Source organism: Paracoccus sp. (in: a-proteobacteria) (assembly GCF_035556475.1).
In the GTDB taxonomy this organism is placed as follows: domain Bacteria; phylum Pseudomonadota; class Alphaproteobacteria; order Rhodobacterales; family Rhodobacteraceae; genus Paracoccus.
In genome coordinates, this window is sequence record NZ_DATMFA010000082.1 from 1 (window position 1) to 19,841 (window position 19,841).

Annotated in this window: 15 protein-coding genes and 1 pseudogene; 2 read left to right on the forward strand and 14 right to left on the reverse strand. The window is 62.0% G+C overall.

Annotated features, from left to right (window positions below; all coding sequences use genetic code 11):
- The 8 genes from VNQ78_RS10555 to VNQ78_RS10590 all read right to left on the reverse strand — a co-directional run.
- The coding region (locus tag VNQ78_RS10555) for a sulfotransferase (protein WP_325689436.1) at positions 1-646 on the reverse strand (646 nt) is incomplete at its 3' end.
- Between the two features lie 57 nt (positions 647-703).
- Entirely contained in the window at positions 704-1,894 is a 1,191-nt protein-coding gene (locus VNQ78_RS10560; protein WP_325689438.1) for a polysaccharide pyruvyl transferase family protein, read from the reverse strand.
- 66 nt (positions 1,895-1,960) lie between these two features.
- A complete protein-coding gene (locus tag VNQ78_RS10565; RefSeq protein ID WP_325689440.1) occupies positions 1,961-3,226 on the reverse strand; it encodes a glycosyltransferase in 1,266 nt (421 codons plus the stop codon).
- The gene (locus VNQ78_RS10570) at positions 3,223-4,797 is read right to left on the reverse strand and encodes a hypothetical protein (protein ID WP_325689442.1); all 1,575 of its coding nucleotides are present in this window, start codon (positions 4,795-4,797) and stop codon (positions 3,223-3,225) included. Before VNQ78_RS10570 ends, VNQ78_RS10565 begins: the two co-directional genes overlap by 4 nt.
- A 54-nt stretch (positions 4,798-4,851) precedes the next feature.
- On the reverse strand, positions 4,852-5,406 hold the full coding sequence (locus VNQ78_RS10575; protein WP_325689444.1) for a hypothetical protein: 555 nt from the start codon (positions 5,404-5,406) through the stop codon (positions 4,852-4,854).
- Positions 5,403-8,090 carry a glycosyltransferase gene (locus VNQ78_RS10580; RefSeq protein ID WP_325689446.1) on the reverse strand — a complete coding sequence of 896 codons (2,688 nt, stop codon included), beginning with the start codon at positions 8,088-8,090 and terminating at the stop codon, positions 5,403-5,405. The genes VNQ78_RS10575 and VNQ78_RS10580 overlap by 4 nt, the downstream gene beginning before the upstream one ends.
- On the reverse strand, positions 8,087-9,469 hold the full coding sequence (locus tag VNQ78_RS10585; RefSeq protein ID WP_325689448.1) for a DUF6212 domain-containing protein: 1,383 nt from the start codon (positions 9,467-9,469) through the stop codon (positions 8,087-8,089). Before VNQ78_RS10585 ends, VNQ78_RS10580 begins: the two co-directional genes overlap by 4 nt.
- 417 nt (positions 9,470-9,886) lie before the next feature.
- Positions 9,887-10,621, reverse strand: coding sequence for an SDR family oxidoreductase (locus tag VNQ78_RS10590; RefSeq protein ID WP_325689450.1), 735 nt, complete (start codon positions 10,619-10,621; stop codon positions 9,887-9,889).
- Positions 10,622-10,731: 110 nt separating this feature from the next.
- Here VNQ78_RS10590 and VNQ78_RS10595 point away from each other — a divergent pair, with 110 nt between their 5' ends.
- A complete protein-coding gene (locus VNQ78_RS10595; RefSeq protein ID WP_325689452.1) occupies positions 10,732-11,700 on the forward strand; it encodes a LysR family transcriptional regulator in 969 nt (322 codons plus the stop codon).
- Positions 11,701-11,707: 7 nt separating this feature from the next.
- Here the strand turns inward: VNQ78_RS10595 and VNQ78_RS10600 are convergent.
- The 4 genes and pseudogenes from VNQ78_RS10600 to repA all read right to left on the reverse strand — a co-directional run bounded on the left by VNQ78_RS10600 (position 11,708) and on the right by repA (position 17,144).
- Positions 11,708-12,776 (reverse strand): annotated as a pseudogene (locus tag VNQ78_RS10600) (ornithine cyclodeaminase).
- A gap of 638 nt (positions 12,777-13,414) precedes the next feature.
- The gene (locus tag VNQ78_RS10605) at positions 13,415-14,599 is read right to left on the reverse strand and encodes a helix-turn-helix domain-containing protein (protein WP_325689454.1); all 1,185 of its coding nucleotides are present in this window, start codon (positions 14,597-14,599) and stop codon (positions 13,415-13,417) included.
- Between the two features lie 263 nt (positions 14,600-14,862).
- Positions 14,863-15,912: a plasmid partitioning protein RepB gene (gene repB / locus VNQ78_RS10610; protein WP_325689456.1), complete on the reverse strand. Its 1,050-nt coding sequence runs from the start codon at positions 15,910-15,912 to the stop codon at positions 14,863-14,865.
- Positions 15,912-17,144, reverse strand: coding sequence for a plasmid partitioning protein RepA (repA, locus tag VNQ78_RS10615; protein ID WP_325689458.1), 1,233 nt, complete (start codon positions 17,142-17,144; stop codon positions 15,912-15,914). The genes repB and repA overlap by 1 nt, the downstream gene beginning before the upstream one ends.
- 644 nt (positions 17,145-17,788) lie before the next feature.
- Between repA and VNQ78_RS10620 the strand changes: the two genes are divergently transcribed.
- On the forward strand, positions 17,789-18,748 hold the full coding sequence (locus tag VNQ78_RS10620) for an aldo/keto reductase (RefSeq protein ID WP_325689460.1): 960 nt from the start codon (positions 17,789-17,791) through the stop codon (positions 18,746-18,748).
- Between the two features lie 163 nt (positions 18,749-18,911).
- Here VNQ78_RS10620 and VNQ78_RS10625 read toward each other — a convergent pair whose 3' ends face one another.
- Together VNQ78_RS10625 and VNQ78_RS10630 are read right to left on the reverse strand one after the other, a co-directional pair.
- Positions 18,912-19,265: a DUF2200 domain-containing protein gene (locus VNQ78_RS10625; protein ID WP_325689462.1), complete on the reverse strand. Its 354-nt coding sequence runs from the start codon at positions 19,263-19,265 to the stop codon at positions 18,912-18,914.
- A gap of 403 nt (positions 19,266-19,668) precedes the next feature.
- Positions 19,669-19,830, reverse strand: coding sequence for an integrase core domain-containing protein (locus tag VNQ78_RS10630; RefSeq protein WP_414694058.1), 162 nt, complete (start codon positions 19,828-19,830; stop codon positions 19,669-19,671).
- Positions 19,831-19,841: the final 11 nt, after the last annotated feature.

Sequence of the window (19,841 nt, forward strand, 5' to 3'; positions counted from 1 at the left end):
GGGCCTTGTCCGCAACCAGCTTGTCATAGCTCACCACATGGCAGCAGTCAGGGTGATCTTTCGCATAAGAGAGGAACATGCGATCAGCCTGCCCGAGTTGCGAGATGACCTCGGCCTGGGGCTGGTTCTTCCACCAGCCCGAGCGTGCGACATCCTCGAGCTTGCGGTGCTGGAAGATGATCCTCGCCTTCGGAAAGACGGTGCGCAGGACGTCCATGTGCTTGCGGAAGAATGGCGGATCCTCGTGAAACCGGATTTCCTTGAAGCCGCTGACCCGACAGTCTTTCGGAGGCCGCAAGACTTTCTTGACGAAAAGATCCATCAGCGAAAGCGCGAAGTCGTCGGGATCGACCCGCTCGGCACCCGCCCAGGGATCGAAGGGCTTGCCGAGGATCGGGCGAAGATAGGGCCGCCGCTCGTGCCGTGGCTTCGGCAGATCCTCGCGCCGCCAGCGATACATGTCGTCATTGGCGACGATATCTATGGCGCGCGAGAAGAAATGCGTCAGGTTGCCGTTCTCGCCCCGGATGACATAGCCCGGAATGGCGTTGAGCAAATTCTGCGTCAGCGTCGATCCCGAGCGACCATAGGTCACAAGAAAGACGAAACCGTCTTCGGGGGCGTGCAGATGGCGATATGCGTTCATGCGTCTGGGCGCGCGTCCCCCGGGCGGCAAAACCACCGCCCGGGGACCGACTGACGTTCAGGCAACAACCGGTTCGCCGGCTTTGGCCGGAGCACCCGCCGCAGCAATATCCATGAGATATGCCGCAGGTTTCAGACCGGCCCCGTTCAGGAAGTCGACATAACGCGCGCATTTCATCGCACGATGCTTGTCATAGGCCGCACCGTCGAACTTGATCAGCTTCTTCAGGCGCTTGCGCGTCAGCGGCTCCTTGAGGTCGCTGGAACGGAGATACGGCACCCCGGTCTCGCGGCACATCTCCTCAGTCCGGGTGTCGACCGTGATCGTGCAGGCCATCCGCTCGGCCTGAATGGCAAGCTGCGCGCCGTGGAACCGCGGACCGATCAGCAGATCATAGCGGCGGAGTTCGTCCATCCAGGCCGCGACATCGTAATAGGACCGGGCATAGTTCCGCGCCCAGATCTTGAACTCATCAACCGTGTAATGCGGCACGGTATGCTGGTGAATGTTCTTCAACGCGCCGGGATCGATGTCATCGAACAGGTCGCGCGAAATCTTGATCATGCTGCCCATGGACTGCACGATATAGATGCCGGGGAACATGGGATCCATCATCATCGCGATCAGCTGCTGCTCGATATCGCGCGTGTCGAGCCAGGCCTCATGGCCGCCGGCGACAGCGATCCGCTGCGGCAACGGCTTGGATTCCCAGTTTTGTTGGATCTGTTTGCCAAGGTCCGGGCGCGGGTTGATGAAATGCGACGGGCAGCCATTCGCGAGGGTTTCAGCGCCGGTCAACTTCTGGATCTGCGCCGAGGTATACGGCCCACGGGTATAGATGTTCTGGATGCCATGGCGCTGGCCATTTTCGATCAGAACATCAAGCCAGGCCCGCGTGCCTTCGGTCAATTCGATGTCAGCCCCGAATTCCGGCGCCTGCGCGCCGAGGCCGATCGCAACGATAGGCTTCGTCACCTGCGCGAGGCTCTTCGCCAATCCGCCGAGATCAGTGTGATTCCCAAGCTGGTTTGCCGCAGGGAAAACCACGTAATCGACGCTTTCGTTCAGCACCTTGGGGCTGACATGCCAAGGATAGAATTTGATTTCGGCAGCTTCTATCTGGCTCTTCACCGCGTGGACGAAGGCCAGATTACCGTTGTTGTGCCCAATCTTCTTGTAGAGTGAATCGAAGTCGGCATTGGAATAGAGGCCGCAGTCGGCGCTTTGCCAGAGTAGCCCGATCTTCATGATTTTCTTACCTTTCTGCAAGCAGTGAGCGCTAACCTGTTAATGATCATTAAACAATAGTGAGGTTCAGACCCCGACGAGCTTTCGTATCTCGGAAGGGGCCGGTCGCAACTCACAGCTTTCCACCCATTCCTCGTTAAAGCCCGCCAGATCCAGCGGCGGGGTAATGCGGGCCCTGTGCTCGGCCAGAACCTCCGGCTGGCCGTGAACCGACAGGATTGCCGCAGCGAGGGCGGCCGGATCGGCGACGCGGAACTGGATGCCCCAGCCTTCCGTCTTCTCGGCCATGCCCCCGATATCCGAAGCGATCATCGGCGTGCGGGCGGCGCGGGCCTCCTGGATCACGACCGGGGAGTTTTCCCACCAGACCGACGGGATGATGATCCAGCCATAGGCGCGCATGATGTCCACGCAATCCTGCGGACGATAGCGGCCGCGGAAATGGATGCAATCGGGCAGCTCGATATCGGGCCACATCTGCGTGAAGCTTTCCTTGTCCACACCGTGGATCTCGATGCTGAGGGGAGTTTCGAACTCCTCCCCGCGAGCCGCGATCAGCTCGGCGGCCCGGACCAGGACATCAAGACCCTTGGTCGGCGTGGCCTGGCCAAAGAAGGCAAAGCGGCCCGACTTGGCCAGCAATTCGGCGCTGGTTTCAGGCCGCGCGCTGGCGTCGTGATGATCCAGACCGTTCTCGATCACCACGATCCGGCCGGGAGCGACCCCCCAGTCCTCGAAGCGGAGCCGCAGGAACTCGCTGGGGGAAAGCAGGTGATCGAAAAGATCCAGCATCTCGATCATGCGGGCCTTGCGCAGCACGAAGTCGATCGGCGGCCGCGCGACACAGGCGGCGCAGGCGACCTCGCTCGAGGCATAACAAAGCTCGCCCGACCGCTTGACCATCTGGCCGTGGTTCGCGCAGATCGCGGTCAGCTCATGCAGGGTGCAGATGAACTTGGCATCCGGCAGGGCGGCGCGAAGGCGCCGGATCGTGCCCGCGCCGATATTCCAGAAGTGATGGAAGTGATAGACGTCCCCCTGCAGGGCAAGGAGAAACTCGAAGATCCAGTCCTCGTCGCGGATGTCGGCGTGTTCCATCGTGAAGGAATCCATGCCACGGCCGCGCAGGCAGAAATCGCGCGGGCCGAAGCTGACGACCTGCTGGCTTGGGCCGAAGAACTTCGCGCTGTCCTCGGGGCCGATGGTCGATCCGACGAAGAAGACGTCCTGTCCCAGCGACAAAAGATGCTCGAACTGGCGATAGGCCGCGACCTCACCGCCGCCATAGCGCAGGTTGGGATGGGAATGGGAGACGATGACGGTGCGGCTCATGCTAGCTCTGCCCTCTCGATCAGATGCCGGCTTTCGGCGTCATAGGCGTGCCAGTCCCGACCATCGGCGAAATTCTGGCAATGGGGGCCGGATTTGCCCTCGAAATAGCGGTAGATATCGGCGCGATGCATTTGGGCATCCCCGGCAGTCATCAACGCTTCGGCGAGAAGCCGAAGCCGCGCCTCCTCGGTCAGGAAGCAATGCGGGATATGGTCCAGCAGATTGAAGAAATCTGCGCCCCGCATTGACAGCGCAAAGGGCAGCAGGTCGCGGGCGAAGCGCTCGACCTCGGCCGCCGGACTGCCCAGCACGGTGCCGATCGGATCGAGCAGCATGACCTGTGCGTCGCTCTGGTCAGGGGCGAAAAGCACCTCGGGATCGAACTGGAACAGGGATGCGCTTCGGGCAAAGACCACCCGGCCGGGCATGATCGCAGGGCGCGTGATGCCAAGAGACGCGCCTTCAAGCTCCAGCCCCGCGGTAATCTCGCGCGATGCGCCGTCAATTCCGTTGCGCAGCGCCATATTCAGGCGCGGGCGCAGCAGATGAAGGCGCAGCCGGCCGGGAAGGTGTGGGCCGATCCGGCGCAGGACATCGCGCAGGTCGGTATCCGCAAGGTCGTGATCCAGGATCAGCAGCGTCTCGCCCGAGGTTTCATTCTCGACACCGGCTGGCTCCTGCGGCTGGGAATGCGACAGGGCGTTCGGCAGCAGGGCCGAACGCAGGCGCGCCCGGTCGGCGATATCCTCGATCCCGAGGCTCGCAACCGTTACGTTCTGGGCGAGATCGGCCGGCTCGGCCGCCTCGACCGGAACCAGCACGCCGGGGAGGAAATGTTCCCCCGGCACCATCAGCAGCAGTCGCGCCGGACCCGAGGGGCGTGACGGAAAGTGCCACCCGCCGCCATAGCCGTCGCGCCCGGTGAAGCGGTAGCGCGAGGCATATCCCGACAGATCCGCGCGGGACATACTGCCCGGAAGCAGCTCGACCGGGGCGACCATCTCGTCCTCAACCACGAGCGCGCAAAGCGGCTCGGCCGAGGCGCTGGCCGGCATGAACCAGCCGATGACCACACCCTGCCCCTGCTCGGTCATCTGGCAGCGATCCACCCCGAGAACATGGTTTTCGGTTTCGCGCGCGGCCGAGGGGGCCGCACGCAGGCGGGCGCAGATCTCGCGCCCGGTATCCTGATCCGACAGGACCAGATGTCGCTGGGCGACAAGACGCAGCATGGCAAAGAACACCTCGTCGACACCGACCTCGACCAGCCGCCGCGCATCCTCGCGAAGGCGATCGTTTCGGATCTCGTTGAAGTGATTGCCCTCGGCCAGATGGATCGTGGCTTTTGCGATATCCACCCCCTCCGGCAACCCGGAAAGAGAGAAGAGCGCGATCACGCCGAGGGGTTCGGAACTGCGCAGGTCGCGGCGCACATGGCGCGCGACCCGAACAGGGGTCAGAACAACATCATCGACGTGAACGCGCAGCAATGGCCGCGCCTCGGTCGTCCAGCCGGTGACGGCGAGGACCCGATGATCGTCCACAAAGCAAAAATCCATATTCATCTGCATGCCGGGAGCCCCTCTGGGTTGCAGAATGCCTTTGTCGCCGCGAATGCCACCAGATCAGGCCAGTGTAACGGCCAGACGGTCGAGGATGATCCGCGAGGCAGGCTGACGCAGATGTGCGATGATCCGCCGACCCGTCACATCATCGGCCAGCTCGGGCAGTTCCAGCTTGCAGACGGCGACATTGCCGGTCTCGACATGACACTCCTGATGTCCGATATCGCGCACCGACCCGTCGTCGAGGAACTCCCTGAGGAAAAGGTCTGCAACCAGCGGCCGGTCAGCCGTCGCCTGCATCTCGACATAGCAAAGCTCGGCCGGTGCCCGGGTGTTCAGCGTTCCTTCCAGCGTCATCCATTCGGCGCCGGTGCCGCGCAGTTCGATCCCCGCACCGCCTTCGGCCGACAGGATCTCGGCGCGGCCATTGGTCGGAAGGCACGCCCCGAAATTGGGCGTGACATTGTTGTAGCCGCCGCCCAGCCCCAGACGCGGGCGGCCGACAAGACCGGTGCGCGCCTCGCTGAGAAGGTCGAGACGGGTGGCCTGAAGGGCCTCAAGAATATCGGCCGCTGCCATGAAATTGCGCATCGCGGCATCATAGATCGTAGTCAAATCAAGCTCCTGCATAAATCAATCTGCTCCACCTGATCCTCCGCGGCGGTGGGACCGCCCTCCCCATTCTCAAGCCATGCCAGCAGCGGCGCAACGGCGGTTGACCAGTCGCGCGCCATGCGGGCGGCATTCTGCGAGACCTGCGCCAGCCGGGCGCGGTCTTGGTCCAGTGCGAGGATCTGGCGCACGAAGGCTTCCTCGCACCCTGCCTCGGGCAGGATGAAACCGGTGTCTCCGTGTTCGATCGCCTCGTCCATGGCCCCGACATCGGTAGCAATGACGGCAACACCGCAGCGCTGCGCCTCGAGCACCGAAAGCGGCAAGCCCTCATAGTGCGAGGGCAGAACCATGACGTCCGCCTCGGCCAGAAGGTTGGTCAACGCCTCTTGCCCACGCACGGGACCAAGCATGTTGGTCTTGCGCGGGAACGAGAAATCGACCTCGGCCGGATCGACGACCGAGCCTCCGGCGATCGTCAGACTGATCTGCGGCGCACGCAAGGCAAGGGCGTGGTAGATCGTAGAAAGCCGGTGGACGCCTTTTTGCGGATCGAGCCTTCCCATGAACAGGACGCGCAGGGGCGCATCGCGATCGGCGGCCGCCCGGTTCTGCATCACGGCCCGGGCCGCCCCCACCGGCAGCGGATAGCCCGGCGCGTTGACCACTGCCATCAGCTTTTCACGCGGAACGCCGTGGCCATGCATCCAGAGCCTCAGGGCCTCCGAACAGGTCAGAATGAGGTCATAGGCGTATTCATAGGCAAGGGCCAGTTTCGGCGGGCCATAGTCCCGGCCATAGGTGCTGCGCTCCAGCAGATGCTCGTGGTCGATCATGGTCACGCCAAGGCGCCGCAGATGGTCGGCAACCTTGTGCAGCGCGCCCGAATGCGCGTTGACCACCACATCCATCGAGGAAAGCAGCCCGATCAGATCCGCCTTTTCATGCGGGTTGCCCCAGCTCGGCTCGGCAGTGCCAAGAAACTCGGTCCCGGTCCAGTCGAGGGCGCTTGCATCGGGGAACCAGTTGACGGTGGTGAAGGCCTGAAGGGCCCAGCCGTCGGGATGAATGGGACGGTCGCTCGCCACGATCAGGTGGCAGCGGTAGCCGTTCCGCGCAAGCTCGCGCGCGATCGAGGTGACGACCTTCTCGACTCCGCCGAAGTCGAAGATCGGCACGACGAATGCGATATCTTTCTGATCTTCCCTCTTGAGCATCGGAAAGACCACGCCGCCACCGCTGATCTTTCGCGGAATCTGCACGGCCGTGGCGCGGTCGATCGCGCCGCCCTGCTCGCGCCATTCCCAGCGCTGACCCAGCGCGGCCCGAAAGCGGCTGCGGCTGAGTTGCAGCAGGAAGCCGCGCAGCAGTTCCTGCGCGCTTGCGGTCTTCGGGCTCAGCGGCTGCATTTGCTCGAGCGACATGGACCAGCGACGGACCCGGAAATCGGGCTCCGTTTGATCGATCCTGCGCAGCTGATCCTCGGCAGCCGAGGTGATCATCTCATAGACCGTGTTCAGATCGACCACCACGCCATCGGCCAGCCGATCGTCGCCCTCGAAATCGGTCGAAATCCGATGCCCTTCAGGCGACGGCTCAAGATAGAAGAAGTCCAGATCCGGCCGCTCTTCCGCGCGAGTCCAGCGACGCTCGGCATTCCAGAAAAAGTTGTGCAGCAGCTTTTGCTCGAGCAGCCGGACCGAGACACCTTCCCGGAGAAAGACCAGATAGGCGGGCGCATGGTTAGCGAAGGGTTCGGCGAAATGCGCGATGATCTGGCGCTCGAACTCACGCAGCGAAACCTCGCGACCCAGGCTGGGATCGGTCTGCAGCCGGAGCGTGGGCCCCTCCCCTTCTATCACCGCAAAGCGGGGAAAGCGCGCAGCCTCCAGCGACAGCAGCGTGGGCGTATTGAACAGCCAGGAATGCTTTTGTTCGAGAAAGCGGCGCAGTTCGGCATCGGCATCATGCGAATTGCTAAGCATGCTGACCGGACGCTTGCGATAGAGCAGCAAAGGCTGGGCAGCGGACTGTCCGCGGAAGCCCTGCTTTGCCGCCGAAAGCCAAAAATCCCAATCCTCGTAGCCCCGCCGCATCCCCTCGTCAAAGCGAATGCCCGCGTCGAAAACGCGCCGCCGGATCAGGCTGCCCGCCTCGCAGATATTGATCTGAGCGTGGAACAGCAGCTCATGCTCGCGGTCGGTGACATAGTGGCCGTTCTGCCCGAAGAAGTCGAAATCGGGATAGAACCAATCGGCATGCTGGTTCCGGTCAAGCAGGCCCCGCATCGCCGCGCCGGCGCCCGACGCCAGCATGTTGTCGGCATCGAGCAGGAACACCGCATCAAGGTGGGGATCGGCCGCAATCGCGGCGGCAATGCCGCGATTGCGCGCGGCGCTGAGGCCCGCATTGCGACAATGCAGGACGATCATGCGATCGCCCAGCACCGCCTGCCAGGCCGTCAGGCTTTCGAGCGTCTCGGCATAGGTGCAGCCATCATTCACCGCGATCAGGCGCTGAATCGCGCCAACCTCTATCTCGCGCTGGACCGAGGCGAAGGCATCGTCGATCAGCACGGGATGCCCCTTGATCGGAACGACAATGCTGATCGTGCCGGTCGTGGCGCGACGCCCCGCGGGGCCGCTTGCCGCGCTGATCGAGGTGAAGATGTGCTTGCCCTGGATCATGCCGATATCTCCACCGACGGGTCAAAGCGCCCGAAGCGAAAGCCCCGGAACAGGCCCCAACTCAGATCATTCGGCACGTCCGTGCTGAGCGAGACGGCCAGCAGCAGGTCGGCCTTGCCGGTAATCGGCTCGACAGGAACGCAATGGGCCTGACCCCAGCCCCGAGCCGGCAGGCCGGTGACCCACGGCCCTATCCGCCGCTGCCAGAAGCCGTCCTCGTCCACCACCCCATGCGGCGCGACCCCGATCGCGAAATTGAGGTTAGGGGCCCGGACATGTCCAACAGTCACCAGCGCCGAAACATGCGAAAGCCCGGCGAGGTCAATCCCCCGGATGATCGCGCAGGCGGGACCGCTGCGCGAAGGATGAACGAGGATCGCATCTTCGTTTTCCCAATAAGCGGTCGAGACGTGGTCCCCGGCCGTCATCGGCAGCGCGAAAAGCTCGGGCGCGGGCAGGACGGAAGGCCGCACGAATTCCGCCTCGCGGATACCGACGGCCCGAGGGCTGGCGAAAGCGGGGGCGCAGCTTGGCAGGCGGACACCGCCCAGAGACTGCCAGACCCGCAGCGCCAGCGTTTCATCAGGCGAAACACCGACATCCAACGTCGCGCGGAAGCGATGGTCCGGCACAGGCTGACCGAGTCCAATCGAAAGCTCGCCGCTGCCGGTCCAGGTTACGCGGATGCGGCAATCGCGCCCGATCCCGCCCAGCGGCTCGGGCAGGCAAAAGCGGACCCAGCCCGTCTCCAGCCCCATCTCGGGATTGACGGCCTGCATCGAATGGACTTCGCCGGAGGCGTCCTCGACCGTGACCGAAAGCCCGTCGATCTCGGGCATGATCACCTGGGGAAACCACAGGTCCACGGCCGAAAGGCTGACGGCATTCATCGGCAATGCCTGCGCGATCGAGCTGCCGGAAGCGAGCACCTGCATCGATCCGGTCGGCTGCCAGGCCAGCGCGCTCGACAATTGCGGGTTGCCGAGGCTGTAGAGAAGGTTCTCGATCTCGCGCAAGCGCGTCTTGAGGTCGATGCATTCCGAGCGAAGCTGCGCCGCAACCGAGCGCGCCTCACCCGCCTGACGGCGAGAGGCCTGCAACTCGCCCATGAGCAGGCGCATGACGTCGGCCGAGCCCGCCTCGGGGCGGGAGGGGTCCAGTTCCACTATTCCCAGTTGAGCAAGCGGGCCGTCAGCAAGGGCCGCCTTCAGCTCCGCGCTTTTGCCCGACAGCGAGATCGCCCCGATCGGACTAGGCCCAACGGGATAGCGCGAATCTGGTCGGTCTTCGGTCACGTCAAGAACCTCAACCTGTGCGTCTTCGGGCAGAAGGACGCGTGCAGCATCGCGCACGCGGCCGTCGACGATAAACGTAGGCATTTCAAAACTCTGATGAAGAAGCTAAACAGAACAACTAGCTATGCGGGAGTCCCTCCCGAAGGCAACTACTTGCGGAGGATCTACCGTTACCAAGGAATGACTTACAAGCAGGCATTTTCGAAGTCGACTGCCGAAGTCGGGTTTCCCTGAAGTTCGGTGCTGCTGAGCGGCTTTTTGAGCATTATGCCCACCTGATGCCTCTGAGGCGGGCAAATCTCCGCTCATTGCCTTCCTGTTTTCTGGCGATGTTCCAAACGAAGGCCGAATGACCCGCGCGCGTGGCTTTCATGTGTCCGAGCCGCATGGCCACCGTCGCTTTGAGCTATCTGATGCGAGGGGCTTACCGACCTCCTGTTACATATGTGTGACGGACCTCCCCCTGTTCTGACCAGTCCGGGGACAGGGATCGTAGCCGGATCAGACCATGCCGCCATTGGCGCGCAGCACCTGCCCGTTGATCCAGCCACCGTTCGGGCCAACAAGGAATGCGACCGCCGCCGCGATATCCTCGGGCGTGCCGAGGCGTTCGAGCGGGTTCATCTTCGCCATCCGCTCGATCAACTCCGGTGATTTGCCATCGAGAAACAGCGCCGTTGCGGTCGGGCCGGGCGCCACGGCATTCACGGTAATGCCGCGACCGCGCATTTCATTGGCCAAGATCCCGGTCAGAGCTTCGACCGCAGCCTTGGTTGCCGCATAGGGGCCATAGCCGGGCAGCCGCGCGCCTATCACGCTGGTCGAGAAATTGACGACCCGTCCACCCTTGCGCAACCGTTTCGCCGCTTCACGCAGGGTATTCATCGTGCCTTTCAGGTTGGTAGCGATCTGGCTGTCGATCAATGCGTCATCTGCCTCGGCCAGCGGGGAAAGCTTCATGATCCCCGCGTTGTTCACCAGCACATCCACGCCGCCAAACGCTGCTTCGGCCGTGTCGAACAGGCGCGCAACCGCCGCGGGATCGGCAATATCGGCCTGCGCGCTCCGGGCACGGCCGCCCACGGCCTCGATCCTCGCTGTCACGGCTTCGGCGGCGGCAGCGCTGCCGGCATAGTTCACGATCACGGTAAATCCGTCCGAGCCCAGACGTTCCGCGATGGCCGCGCCAATTCCGCGCGATGCCCCGGTCACGATTGCAATCCTTGAGTCGGTCATGGTCCTGATCCTCTCGATGCGGCATCTGCCACTGATGTTGCCAAGATGCTCCTTTCCCCGCTCCAGATAATCGGCCATAATCCGGCATTATTAGCCGGAAATGTCGAACAATGGATCGAATTGAAGCGATGCGGGTCTTTGCCCGGGTGGCCGAGCGGCGCAGCTTCACCCTCGCCGCCGAGGATCTGGGCCTGCCACGCTCGACGGTCACGGATGCAGTGCGCCATCTGGAACGCCGTCTGGGTGTGCGGCTGCTGGAGCGGACCACCCGTGTCGTTCGTCCGACGCTGGACGGTGAAGCCTATTATCAGCGATGCCTGCGGATCATCTCGGACATCGAAGATGCCGAAGCTGCCTTCAGCGGGGCGAAGCCGTCGGGCCAATTGCGCGTCGACCTGCATGGCACCGAAGCGCGGCATTTCCTGATCCCCGGACTGCCCGAGTTCCTGAGTCGCTATCCCGAACTGCATCTGCATATCACCGAGCGCCATGAACCCCTGGATCTGCTTCGGGAGGGTTATGACTGTATTGTCCGAGCCGGGCAGCTTGGAGATTCGACGCTGATCAGCCGAAAACTGGCGGAATTGGAGCGCGGAACCTTTGCCAGTCCTGACTATCTGGCGCGCCATGGGACGCCTCGGCGTGTCGAGGATCTGACGCATGGACACCGGATGGTAGGATTGCTCGCACCCGACAGCCCGACCGTCGCGCCGTTTTCCTTCGATTGCGAGGGCAGGATTCATGAGATGACCTTACCCTCGGTGATCACGATCACCGGCGCCGAAACCAATATCGCATCGGCCTGCGCCAGTCTGGGGCTGGTACAAGTACCGCGCTACCGGGTCGAGCGTGAGCTGACACAAGGCGCGCTGGTCGAAGTGCTGCCGGACAATCCTCCACGGCCCCTGCCCGTCCACGCGCTTTACCTGCACACGCACCAGCTTTCACCCCGGCTGCGGGTCTTTCTGGACTGGCTGTCGGCGCAATACCGCAATACCGCAAGGCCGGTGCCGGGCGGACCTGACAAGCCTCAACGATTGCCCGGCACGGGCCCCCGCCTGACGCCGCCCTGCGGGTGAGATCCTGTCAACCTTGCTGGGTGCCGCCCCCGGCGCGCTGCAGCATGCCGTAGAGATCGCGCGGATCATCGGGGTCGGCCAGTAGATCGAGCATGGCGATATCCTTGTCGTCACGGACCAGCCCGTGGATATATTTCAGCGCCGCAAGATCCTCGACCGCGAACCCCACGCTGTCGAAAAGGGTGATCTCGGCCGCGCTGCGCCTGCCCGCACTCTGACCGGTAACAACTCTCCAAAACTCGGTCGTGGGATAGTCCTCGGGCATCTGCTGGATCTCACCCTCGATCCGGGTTTGCGGCAGATACTCGACGAAGGTGCTAGCACGCTTCAGAATATCGGGATGCAACTCGGTCTTGCCCGGACAGTCGCCGCCGATGGCGTTCAGATGAACCCCCTCCCCCACCATGTTGTCGGTGAGGATGGTCGCGAACTGCTTGTCCGCCGTGCAGGTCGTGATTATCTGCGCCCCGGCCACCGCTTCCTGAGAGGTCGTGCAGACCTACACGTCGAAGCCCGCGGCACCAAGGTTCTTCGCCGCCTTCCGTGTGGCACTTGCATCGACGTCATATAGCCGCAGTTGCCGGATCCCCAGAACCGCACGGAACGCCTCGGCCTGGAACTCGCATTGCGCCCCATTGCCGATCATCGCCATGATCCTCGCATCGGGCGGCGCAAGTTTCCGCGCGACCATGGCAGAAGTCGCGGCCGTACGCAGTGCCGTCAGCAGCGTCATCTCGGTCAAGAGCAGGATAGCCGTTATCCACCCGCGACAATACGCCAAAGGCCGTCACCGTCTGATACCCAAGCCGGGTGTTCAATGGGTGGCCATTCACATATTTGAATCCATAGCTTTCGTGATCGGCGGCCGGCATCAGCTCGATCACGCCGTTTGCGGAATGGGCTGCGACGCGCGGGGTTTTGTCGAACTCTGGCCAGCGGTGGAACTCGGCCTCGATGGCATCCGTCAACTCAGCCAGAACGGTGGCAAGTCCCCGATGGTGAATCAGCGCCATCATCTTGGCGACGCTGACAAAAGGCACTAGAGCCAGCGCGGAGGGTTCAGAAATATCAGCCATGATCATGCTACTCCTTCGGAGACAGATACCGACAGCTCTACGTTGCCCTCTGACTGACTGAACCCATATCCGTCGATGCGCCGCCGGCGGCGCCGACCAGCGCCAGATCTGCCAGAACCTGATCCATTATACTACCAGTGCCATCGAATTTAACCTGAATGACGGTGAACTGGCGCGTAGTGCCACTCGGTCAGTACCTAAAATATGTCTGTGCTGACTGGAGGCGCGCCCTGCTATCTTCGTCGTGGGGCGCTGAATCGCCTATCTGTCTCTTGCCACGAGAAGCGATTGCCTGCCCCTTGATCTGCTTGGGTGTTAAACTGATTAGTTGGTTGCGCCGGTCGTAATCGCAATGTTGAACCGCGGCGCAATTGTCAGCTCCTACCTTAGTACCGCGGCTCAACTTAAACGACAGAAGGAGTGAGACTGAGAATCGTGCTGCACGTCTGATCACGTCCCCTGCCGGATCAGACGTCGCGGTTGATGAGATTTCACTTGCCTGCAAGCCTAATTCTAACAGACCATGGTGTAGTAATCCGGTAAAAACGCTGAACTAGAGGATCCCTTCAAAGCAATATTACCTCGGAGAAACCGCGCCCCCTTTCTTTGTCTATGCACTTGCTGAGTTGCACCGCGGCTCAACATCCGATGGCAGCGGGCTCTGGACCAAAGATCAGGCGTAACGGATCGTAGCTCGCGGCCTTTCGACCAACAGTAATCGCGTTGAAATAAGCAGGCAGATTGCGGATTTCTACGGAAGATCGGCCAAGAGCCAACAGACGGATCGCGCTTTCTCGGCGCCCGATGCGTTTTATCGCTGCGATCAGGAGGTCTCGTCCGATGCCGCTCCATTCCCCGATCCTGAAGGCGAGTTCCTCCACTTCGAACCAACTTCTCGGTCGTTCGCTACTCCAGGTCGCGAGGTCGGGATTTGAATCAATGATCTTCTCGAGCATTCGCGGATCGCTTGCGTTGATGGCTTCGCGCATTACAGCGCGTTCAGAATCAGATATTTTCTTTTCCGTTCTGTTCTTGTGCCGGTCATTTTTGCCGTCATTGGCGGCCAAAGACTTCGTATGTGCAGGGCAGGGAGGGACGGACAGCTCATTGCCGGCAGGGCAGGGCGAGGCGGGTTGGGGGCGTTCCGAAGAGGGCAGGGGGGTATCGGCTTCCTGATTGGTCAACGCGAGTGCAGCCGCATGGGCTTGCGCTTCAGCGTCGGCGATCAGCGTCTCGAGTCGCTTGCAGGCACCCGCCAGGGCAAGCGAGCCAAGTTTGCGCCTTAGCATCGGGCGCAATTCGTCAAGGATGGTTGATTGGACCGTGGTGCAACCAGCGCGCCAGATCAATGCGGAGAGACGCTTGCGCTGAAAAGCAATCGCCTGCTTCTCTCGCTGTGCTTCGGCGGCTGCGGTGATGATCTGCTGGCTGGCGCGGAGGAGGGGAGAGAGATCAAGCCCGAATGCCTCGGAGGCGCCCTCGGGGCTCTCTATCCGGCCACGCTTGCCATTGGCGCTCTGGCGCCGGGAGATGAGTCCGATCTTGATGAGCTCGGAGAGGTGCCTGCGGATGGTGCGCTCGGGACGGCCTTCAGCGCGCGCCTGGATAGTCCTGTTCGCGGCATAGACCATTGCCGGTTGCCCTTCCTTGAGGAAGCTGAGCAGCGCACGCAAGGTGGCCAGCACCTGATGACCCAGGCCAATCTCGCTGCGGATTTCTGTCAGGCACCGATAGACCTGCCAGACCTCTGCCATGCCCGGGACTGGCATGACCTCTCCCATCCCGATGCCATGGGCCCGGGAGATCTCCTGAAAAACTGCCATTTGTTATCGCGGGAGCCGTGAAGATGCGCGAAATCACCCCATGGCCGTGCTTTCCGGGCCGTTTCTCCCGAAAAAGACCATGAAATATCAATCCACCAAGGTGGTTGTTCTTGACGTTGCGCCGGAATTGCTGCTAATCGGGAATTGCTAGAAACTCGATCAGGGCTCTCCGGAGGTGACTTCGGGGGGCTCTTCTTTTATGTGGTCTCCGTTCGCGTCCTTTCTGCTCGTTGTTGCGGTTGCCTGTCTTGCAAGAAGGGCGATCAGCCGCCCTTCCCCTCCTCAATCCAGCGCTTCTCCAAGTCTGCGACCACGCTTTCCGCGTGTTTTCGCAACCAGGCACTGAATTCCGGGCTATCCTTGACCCTTACGGTCAGGGAAACGGCCCTGTCATCGGCCTTCATCTCAACGCGGGCCATGCCCTTGCGGCCGAATTTGGCCCGTGTTGAGCCGCGGCTCAATTGCGATTTGGTTGTGGCGGTCGGCGTAGGATCTGCGCCTGAGGGCTGTAAGACCTCCTCCCTGCCGCCTTTTAGATGACCCAGCACCAGATGGAAGCGCTCGGCGCTGCTCATGGACTGTGCAGAGGCGTCAGTGAGCAGTCCAATGACTGCTGCCTCGCCTGCCTTCCCCGCAGCGAGCAGCAGGTCGCCAAACTCCCGCCAGTAGCGGCGGCCGATATCATGCGCCGCCCCAATCGCCTCGATAACCGACATCGGAATGTCCTGTGCCACCTTGATGTAGCGCGAGACGGAATAACGGTCGAGCCCGACGGCCTGCTGGATAACTTCGGTAGAATAGCCAGCCTGTCGCAACTCCAGGGCGAAAAGTGCTCGCTCGATATGGGATGGGTCGAGGCGCTGGTTGTTCTCCTGCCCCTGAGCAATGATTGCCTCTTCGTCCTTGAGGCTGCGGACGATGGCACGGACAGGCAGATTACCGATGAGCCGGATCGCCGCGAGACGGCGCCGGCCATAGACGATCTGGAATCGGTCGGTATGGCCGGGCAGGGGCCGGACCATGATCGGGACATGCTGGCCATTGGCGCGGATTGAATCCGCGAGTTCAGCTATGCCGTCGTCGTCAAGCGCAATCCGGTCGCGCAACCCGCCTTCGCTGATCGAAGCAGGATTAAGGTCTCGGATCGTATTGGAATGAAGCTCCATCAGACCGGCGCTGAGCCGGCTGGTCGCCAGCATCGACCCGCCCGAGTCAGCCGCAACTCGCGGCTTATCTGCGGATATGATGGACTTCGCCCCTTCCTTTACGGGGTCGGGGGCATTCTCGATCATGCCGAAGAGCTTGCGTGCCATCAGCGCCCCCAGCTTGTCTGGATGATGTCCTCGATCTCGCCTGCGACAGCATTCATCGACGTGAGCGCGCGGTCGAGGGTCGACTTGACCATGGAGCGGCCATCTACCTCATAGATCGTCTCCTGGGTCATGCCAGCGTCAGAGATCGCAGTAGACTTCAGGGTCGGGTTGAAGAGAACGTCGCTGCCCAGGATCGAGCGAAGATAGCCCGCCATCTGCATCTGGGGGCCGTCATTCGGTTCGAAGCGTGAGATCAGGAACTTGACAAAGTCCCATTCGCTCCTGAGACCGGTCTTGGCCGAGATGACCTGCATGGTCTCGGTGGCGAGCTTCAGGAACTGGCTCATGGAGGCGATATCAAGCATGCCGGGGACGACGGTGACGATCAGTCCCGTCGATGCCGAGAGCGAGGTCAGCGTGATGAAGCCCAGCTGCGGCGGGCAGTCGATCAGCACGATGTCATAATCGTCCTTTACCACCTGCAGAGCCTCGCCGAGGCGGATGGCGAAAAGCGAATGCGTGCTGCGTCCGCCCTGGCTCAGGGCATTGGCGGTCTCGGTCTCGTATTCCGAGAGCATGAGGCTTGCGGGGCACATGTCGAGATTGTGGAAATAGGTCTTGCGGATGACCTCGTTGATCGGCGCGCGCCGCATTCCCGCCTCGGGATCGTCATAGCGGATGGCGTCGTAGATGGTTAGTTCTCCCGGCAGGTCGAAATCCAGTTCGGGCCGGTAGCCGAAAAAGGTCGACAGCGAGGCCTGCGGATCCATGTCGATCACCAGCACACGATAGCCACGAAGGGCATAGCGCTGCGCCAGATGGATCGTGGTCGTGGTCTTGGTGGAACCACCCTTGAAATTGACCACCGAGATGACCTGCATCTCGTCGCCACTGCGCCGGCCCGGCCTGTATTGGGCACCGTTTTTGCCTTGGGCCATGATGGTGCGGATCTGGTCGATCTGCTCGGCGGTGTAGAAGCGATGCCCGCGCGAGTCGGTTTCGACCTCGGGGAACGCGCCGCCATTATGCTTCGACCGGATGGTGCTCGCCGGGATACCCGTCAGTTCGACAAGCTCGGCTACGCTGAAGAGACGGAGGCTTTTGCGCTCCGTAGGCCTGTAAGCTTTCCGCATTTCTTCATCGAGCGAGCGCGCCAGCTTGTCGGCATACGCACTTATCTGGTCAATGGAAATGGCATGACGGGATGCCCTGACGGGGTTATGCTCGTTCATATTCTGCCTCACTGCCCGGCCGCTCGTCGCTTCTTGCCGATTTCAACGGTCTTTAGCGTTGCCGTCAGTGGTGACATGATCGACCCGTTCGGGCAATGATTTTCTTTCCAAAACAGCAAGAAGGCGCGCGCGTCCGCAAGGAAGCTTCCCGCGGATAAAAAGCAAGTGGATGAAATTGAAGCACAAATTTTTGGGAAGGCACTCTCGGTCAGTGTGTCTTCCGCTTGGTCCCTCGATGCGGAGATGGAGCTTGTCGCTGCAACGCATGGATATCTCAGGCGAATCCCTGTCCATTCGGGACCAGATAAGGCCTTGTCGGCGTTGCCGGCAACTCGCCCGCAGGGTTGGGTAGGGGGCGGCCCGCCCGATCGCGACGCGATTCGCGAAAGTAACGGCTCATTTCGGATCGACGCGGCATCGTGGCGGAAGTCGTGAGGTGACTGGCGCGCACCCTTTCGCTCGTCGCTCAACGCACCTCGTTTCTTGCTTCTCGGGGTCACTCATTCTTGCGCAGTGCGAACCTCTCGCCAGCGGGCAGGATCAACCGCGTGGGGCGAACATGCATCCCGATGCGCGGTCGCTTTCGCTTGACGGAGGGGATGCGACGCGGTTCCCTGCCGCACCGTTGGGCAGAGGAGACAGGAATGGAACAGAGACGGCTCGGCAATCGCAATGTCGGCGCCATCGGCTTCGGCACGATGAGCTTTGGCGGGATCTTCGGCCCTACGGACGAGGCGACCTCTCTGGCCTGCCTCGACGCGGCGGTGGATACCGGCATCAGCCATTTCGACACCGCCAATATCTACGGCATGGGGGTATCGGAGCAGATCCTCGGCAAATGGGGGCGGCGGGACGTGCATCTGGCCACGAAATGCGGCATCGTCAGCGGACCGCAGCGCAGCGTGCGCAATGACGAACCCTATATCCGCCAATGCCTCGAGGAATCGCTGCGCCGGCTGAAGCGCGATCATGTGGATCTTTACTACATCCACCGCCGCCAGCCCGAGATCCCTGTCGAAGATCTGGCCGGGACGATGTCGCGCCTGGTGCAGGAAGGCAAGATCGGCGGCTATGGCCTCTCCGAGATCGCGCCCTCGACCCTGCGCCGTGCCCATGCCGTACACCCCGTAACCGCCGTTCAGAACGAGTTCTCGCTTTGGACGCGGCTGCCGCAACTGGGCCTGATCCAGACTTGCCGTGAGCTGGGCGTCGCCTTCGTCGCGTTTTCCCCCTTGGGGCGCGGCATGTTCGGGCGCGAACCGCTGAAACGGGATTTCCGCGCCGGCATTGATTTCCGAGACACCAACCCGCGTTTCACCGAGCCGAACTTTTCGGCCAACCTCGCCGCCATCGCGCCCTTCCGTGAGTTCTGTGCCGCGCGCGACTGGATGGTCCCGGGGGCGGCGCTGGCCTGGATTCTGGCACAGGGCGACCACATCATCCCGATCCCGGGGACGCGCCGGGCGGATCACCTGCGCGACTGGCAGATTCCCGACCTCGCGGACGGGGATATCGCGGAAATCGAGCCCATCCTTCCGGCGGGATTTGCCCATGGCGACCGCTATGGCGATCAGCAGATTGCCTTCGTGGAGCGTTATTGCTGACCCGGGAGCGCAGGCGAACGCCGGTTTCCGTAAAACACAGCTTCGCAACCCGTGCGTTCTCCGCCATCGGCTGCGGCCGGTTTGGGCCAGACTGAGCAAGGCCGCGACCGATGGCGGTCGTCAAGCGAACCAAGATCGCGCATATGACCCCATTCGCGGCAGGTCACGCTTTCCGCAGGATCTTTTCCATCGGCTTCCCTTTCGCCAGTTCATCTATCAGCTTGTCGAGATAGCGGATCTCGCGCATGAGTGGATCGTCGATCTCCTCAACCCGGATTCCACAGACCACGCCCTTGATCAGGAAACGCGCCGGATTCAGTCTCGGGGCTTGAGCGAAGAACGTCTCGAAATCCGTTCGGTCCTCCAATCGCGCCACCAGTTCCTCTGGGCCATAGCCGGTCAACCAGAGGATGATCTCATCGACCTCGCCGCGGCTTCGGCCCTTTTTCTCTGCCTTTGCCACATAGAGCGGATAGACGCTGGCGAAGCTGATGGTGAAGATCCTGTGTTTGGTCATCCTGCCTCCCAGGTTCTGGCGGCTGCGTATCCTACCCTAATCGAACCGCCCCTGCGGATCGAGCCAGCAGTCGTCGAAGAATATCGCATCATCTGACACCGGGTTTTCGCCCGTTCCGTTGTGTTGGATCTCAACCTCGACCCAGAAATGCGGCAACCTCGGCGCGAGGTATCCTGCTCCGATCCCAGATCGGCATGCTTGGATCCGTCCTCGGCAAGCTCCTTGGATGTGGCTGCGCGATGAAAGCGGTTCCTTATTGACGGCTCCGGGTCGAGGCGGTGCGTTCTCTCCCTCGCCACGACATCGTCTGAAGCTGCATGCAGACAGTGCAGCGAATTCGCCGGAAACCCGGTCAGTTGTGCTTTGAGCTACTCCCCGATCCTTGGACAGATTTCGGGGATGTTTAAGCTACTGCCTGTGCCTGCCGGTCGGTTTCGATCCTGTTGAAGTAGACCACGGCGGGGGGCAACCCGCCATGGGCAGTGTGTGGCCGCCGATGGTTGTAGAAGGTGATCCAAGATCCGATGGCGGCTTTTGCCTGCGACCCGGTCTCCCAGGCGTGCAGGTAGACGCATT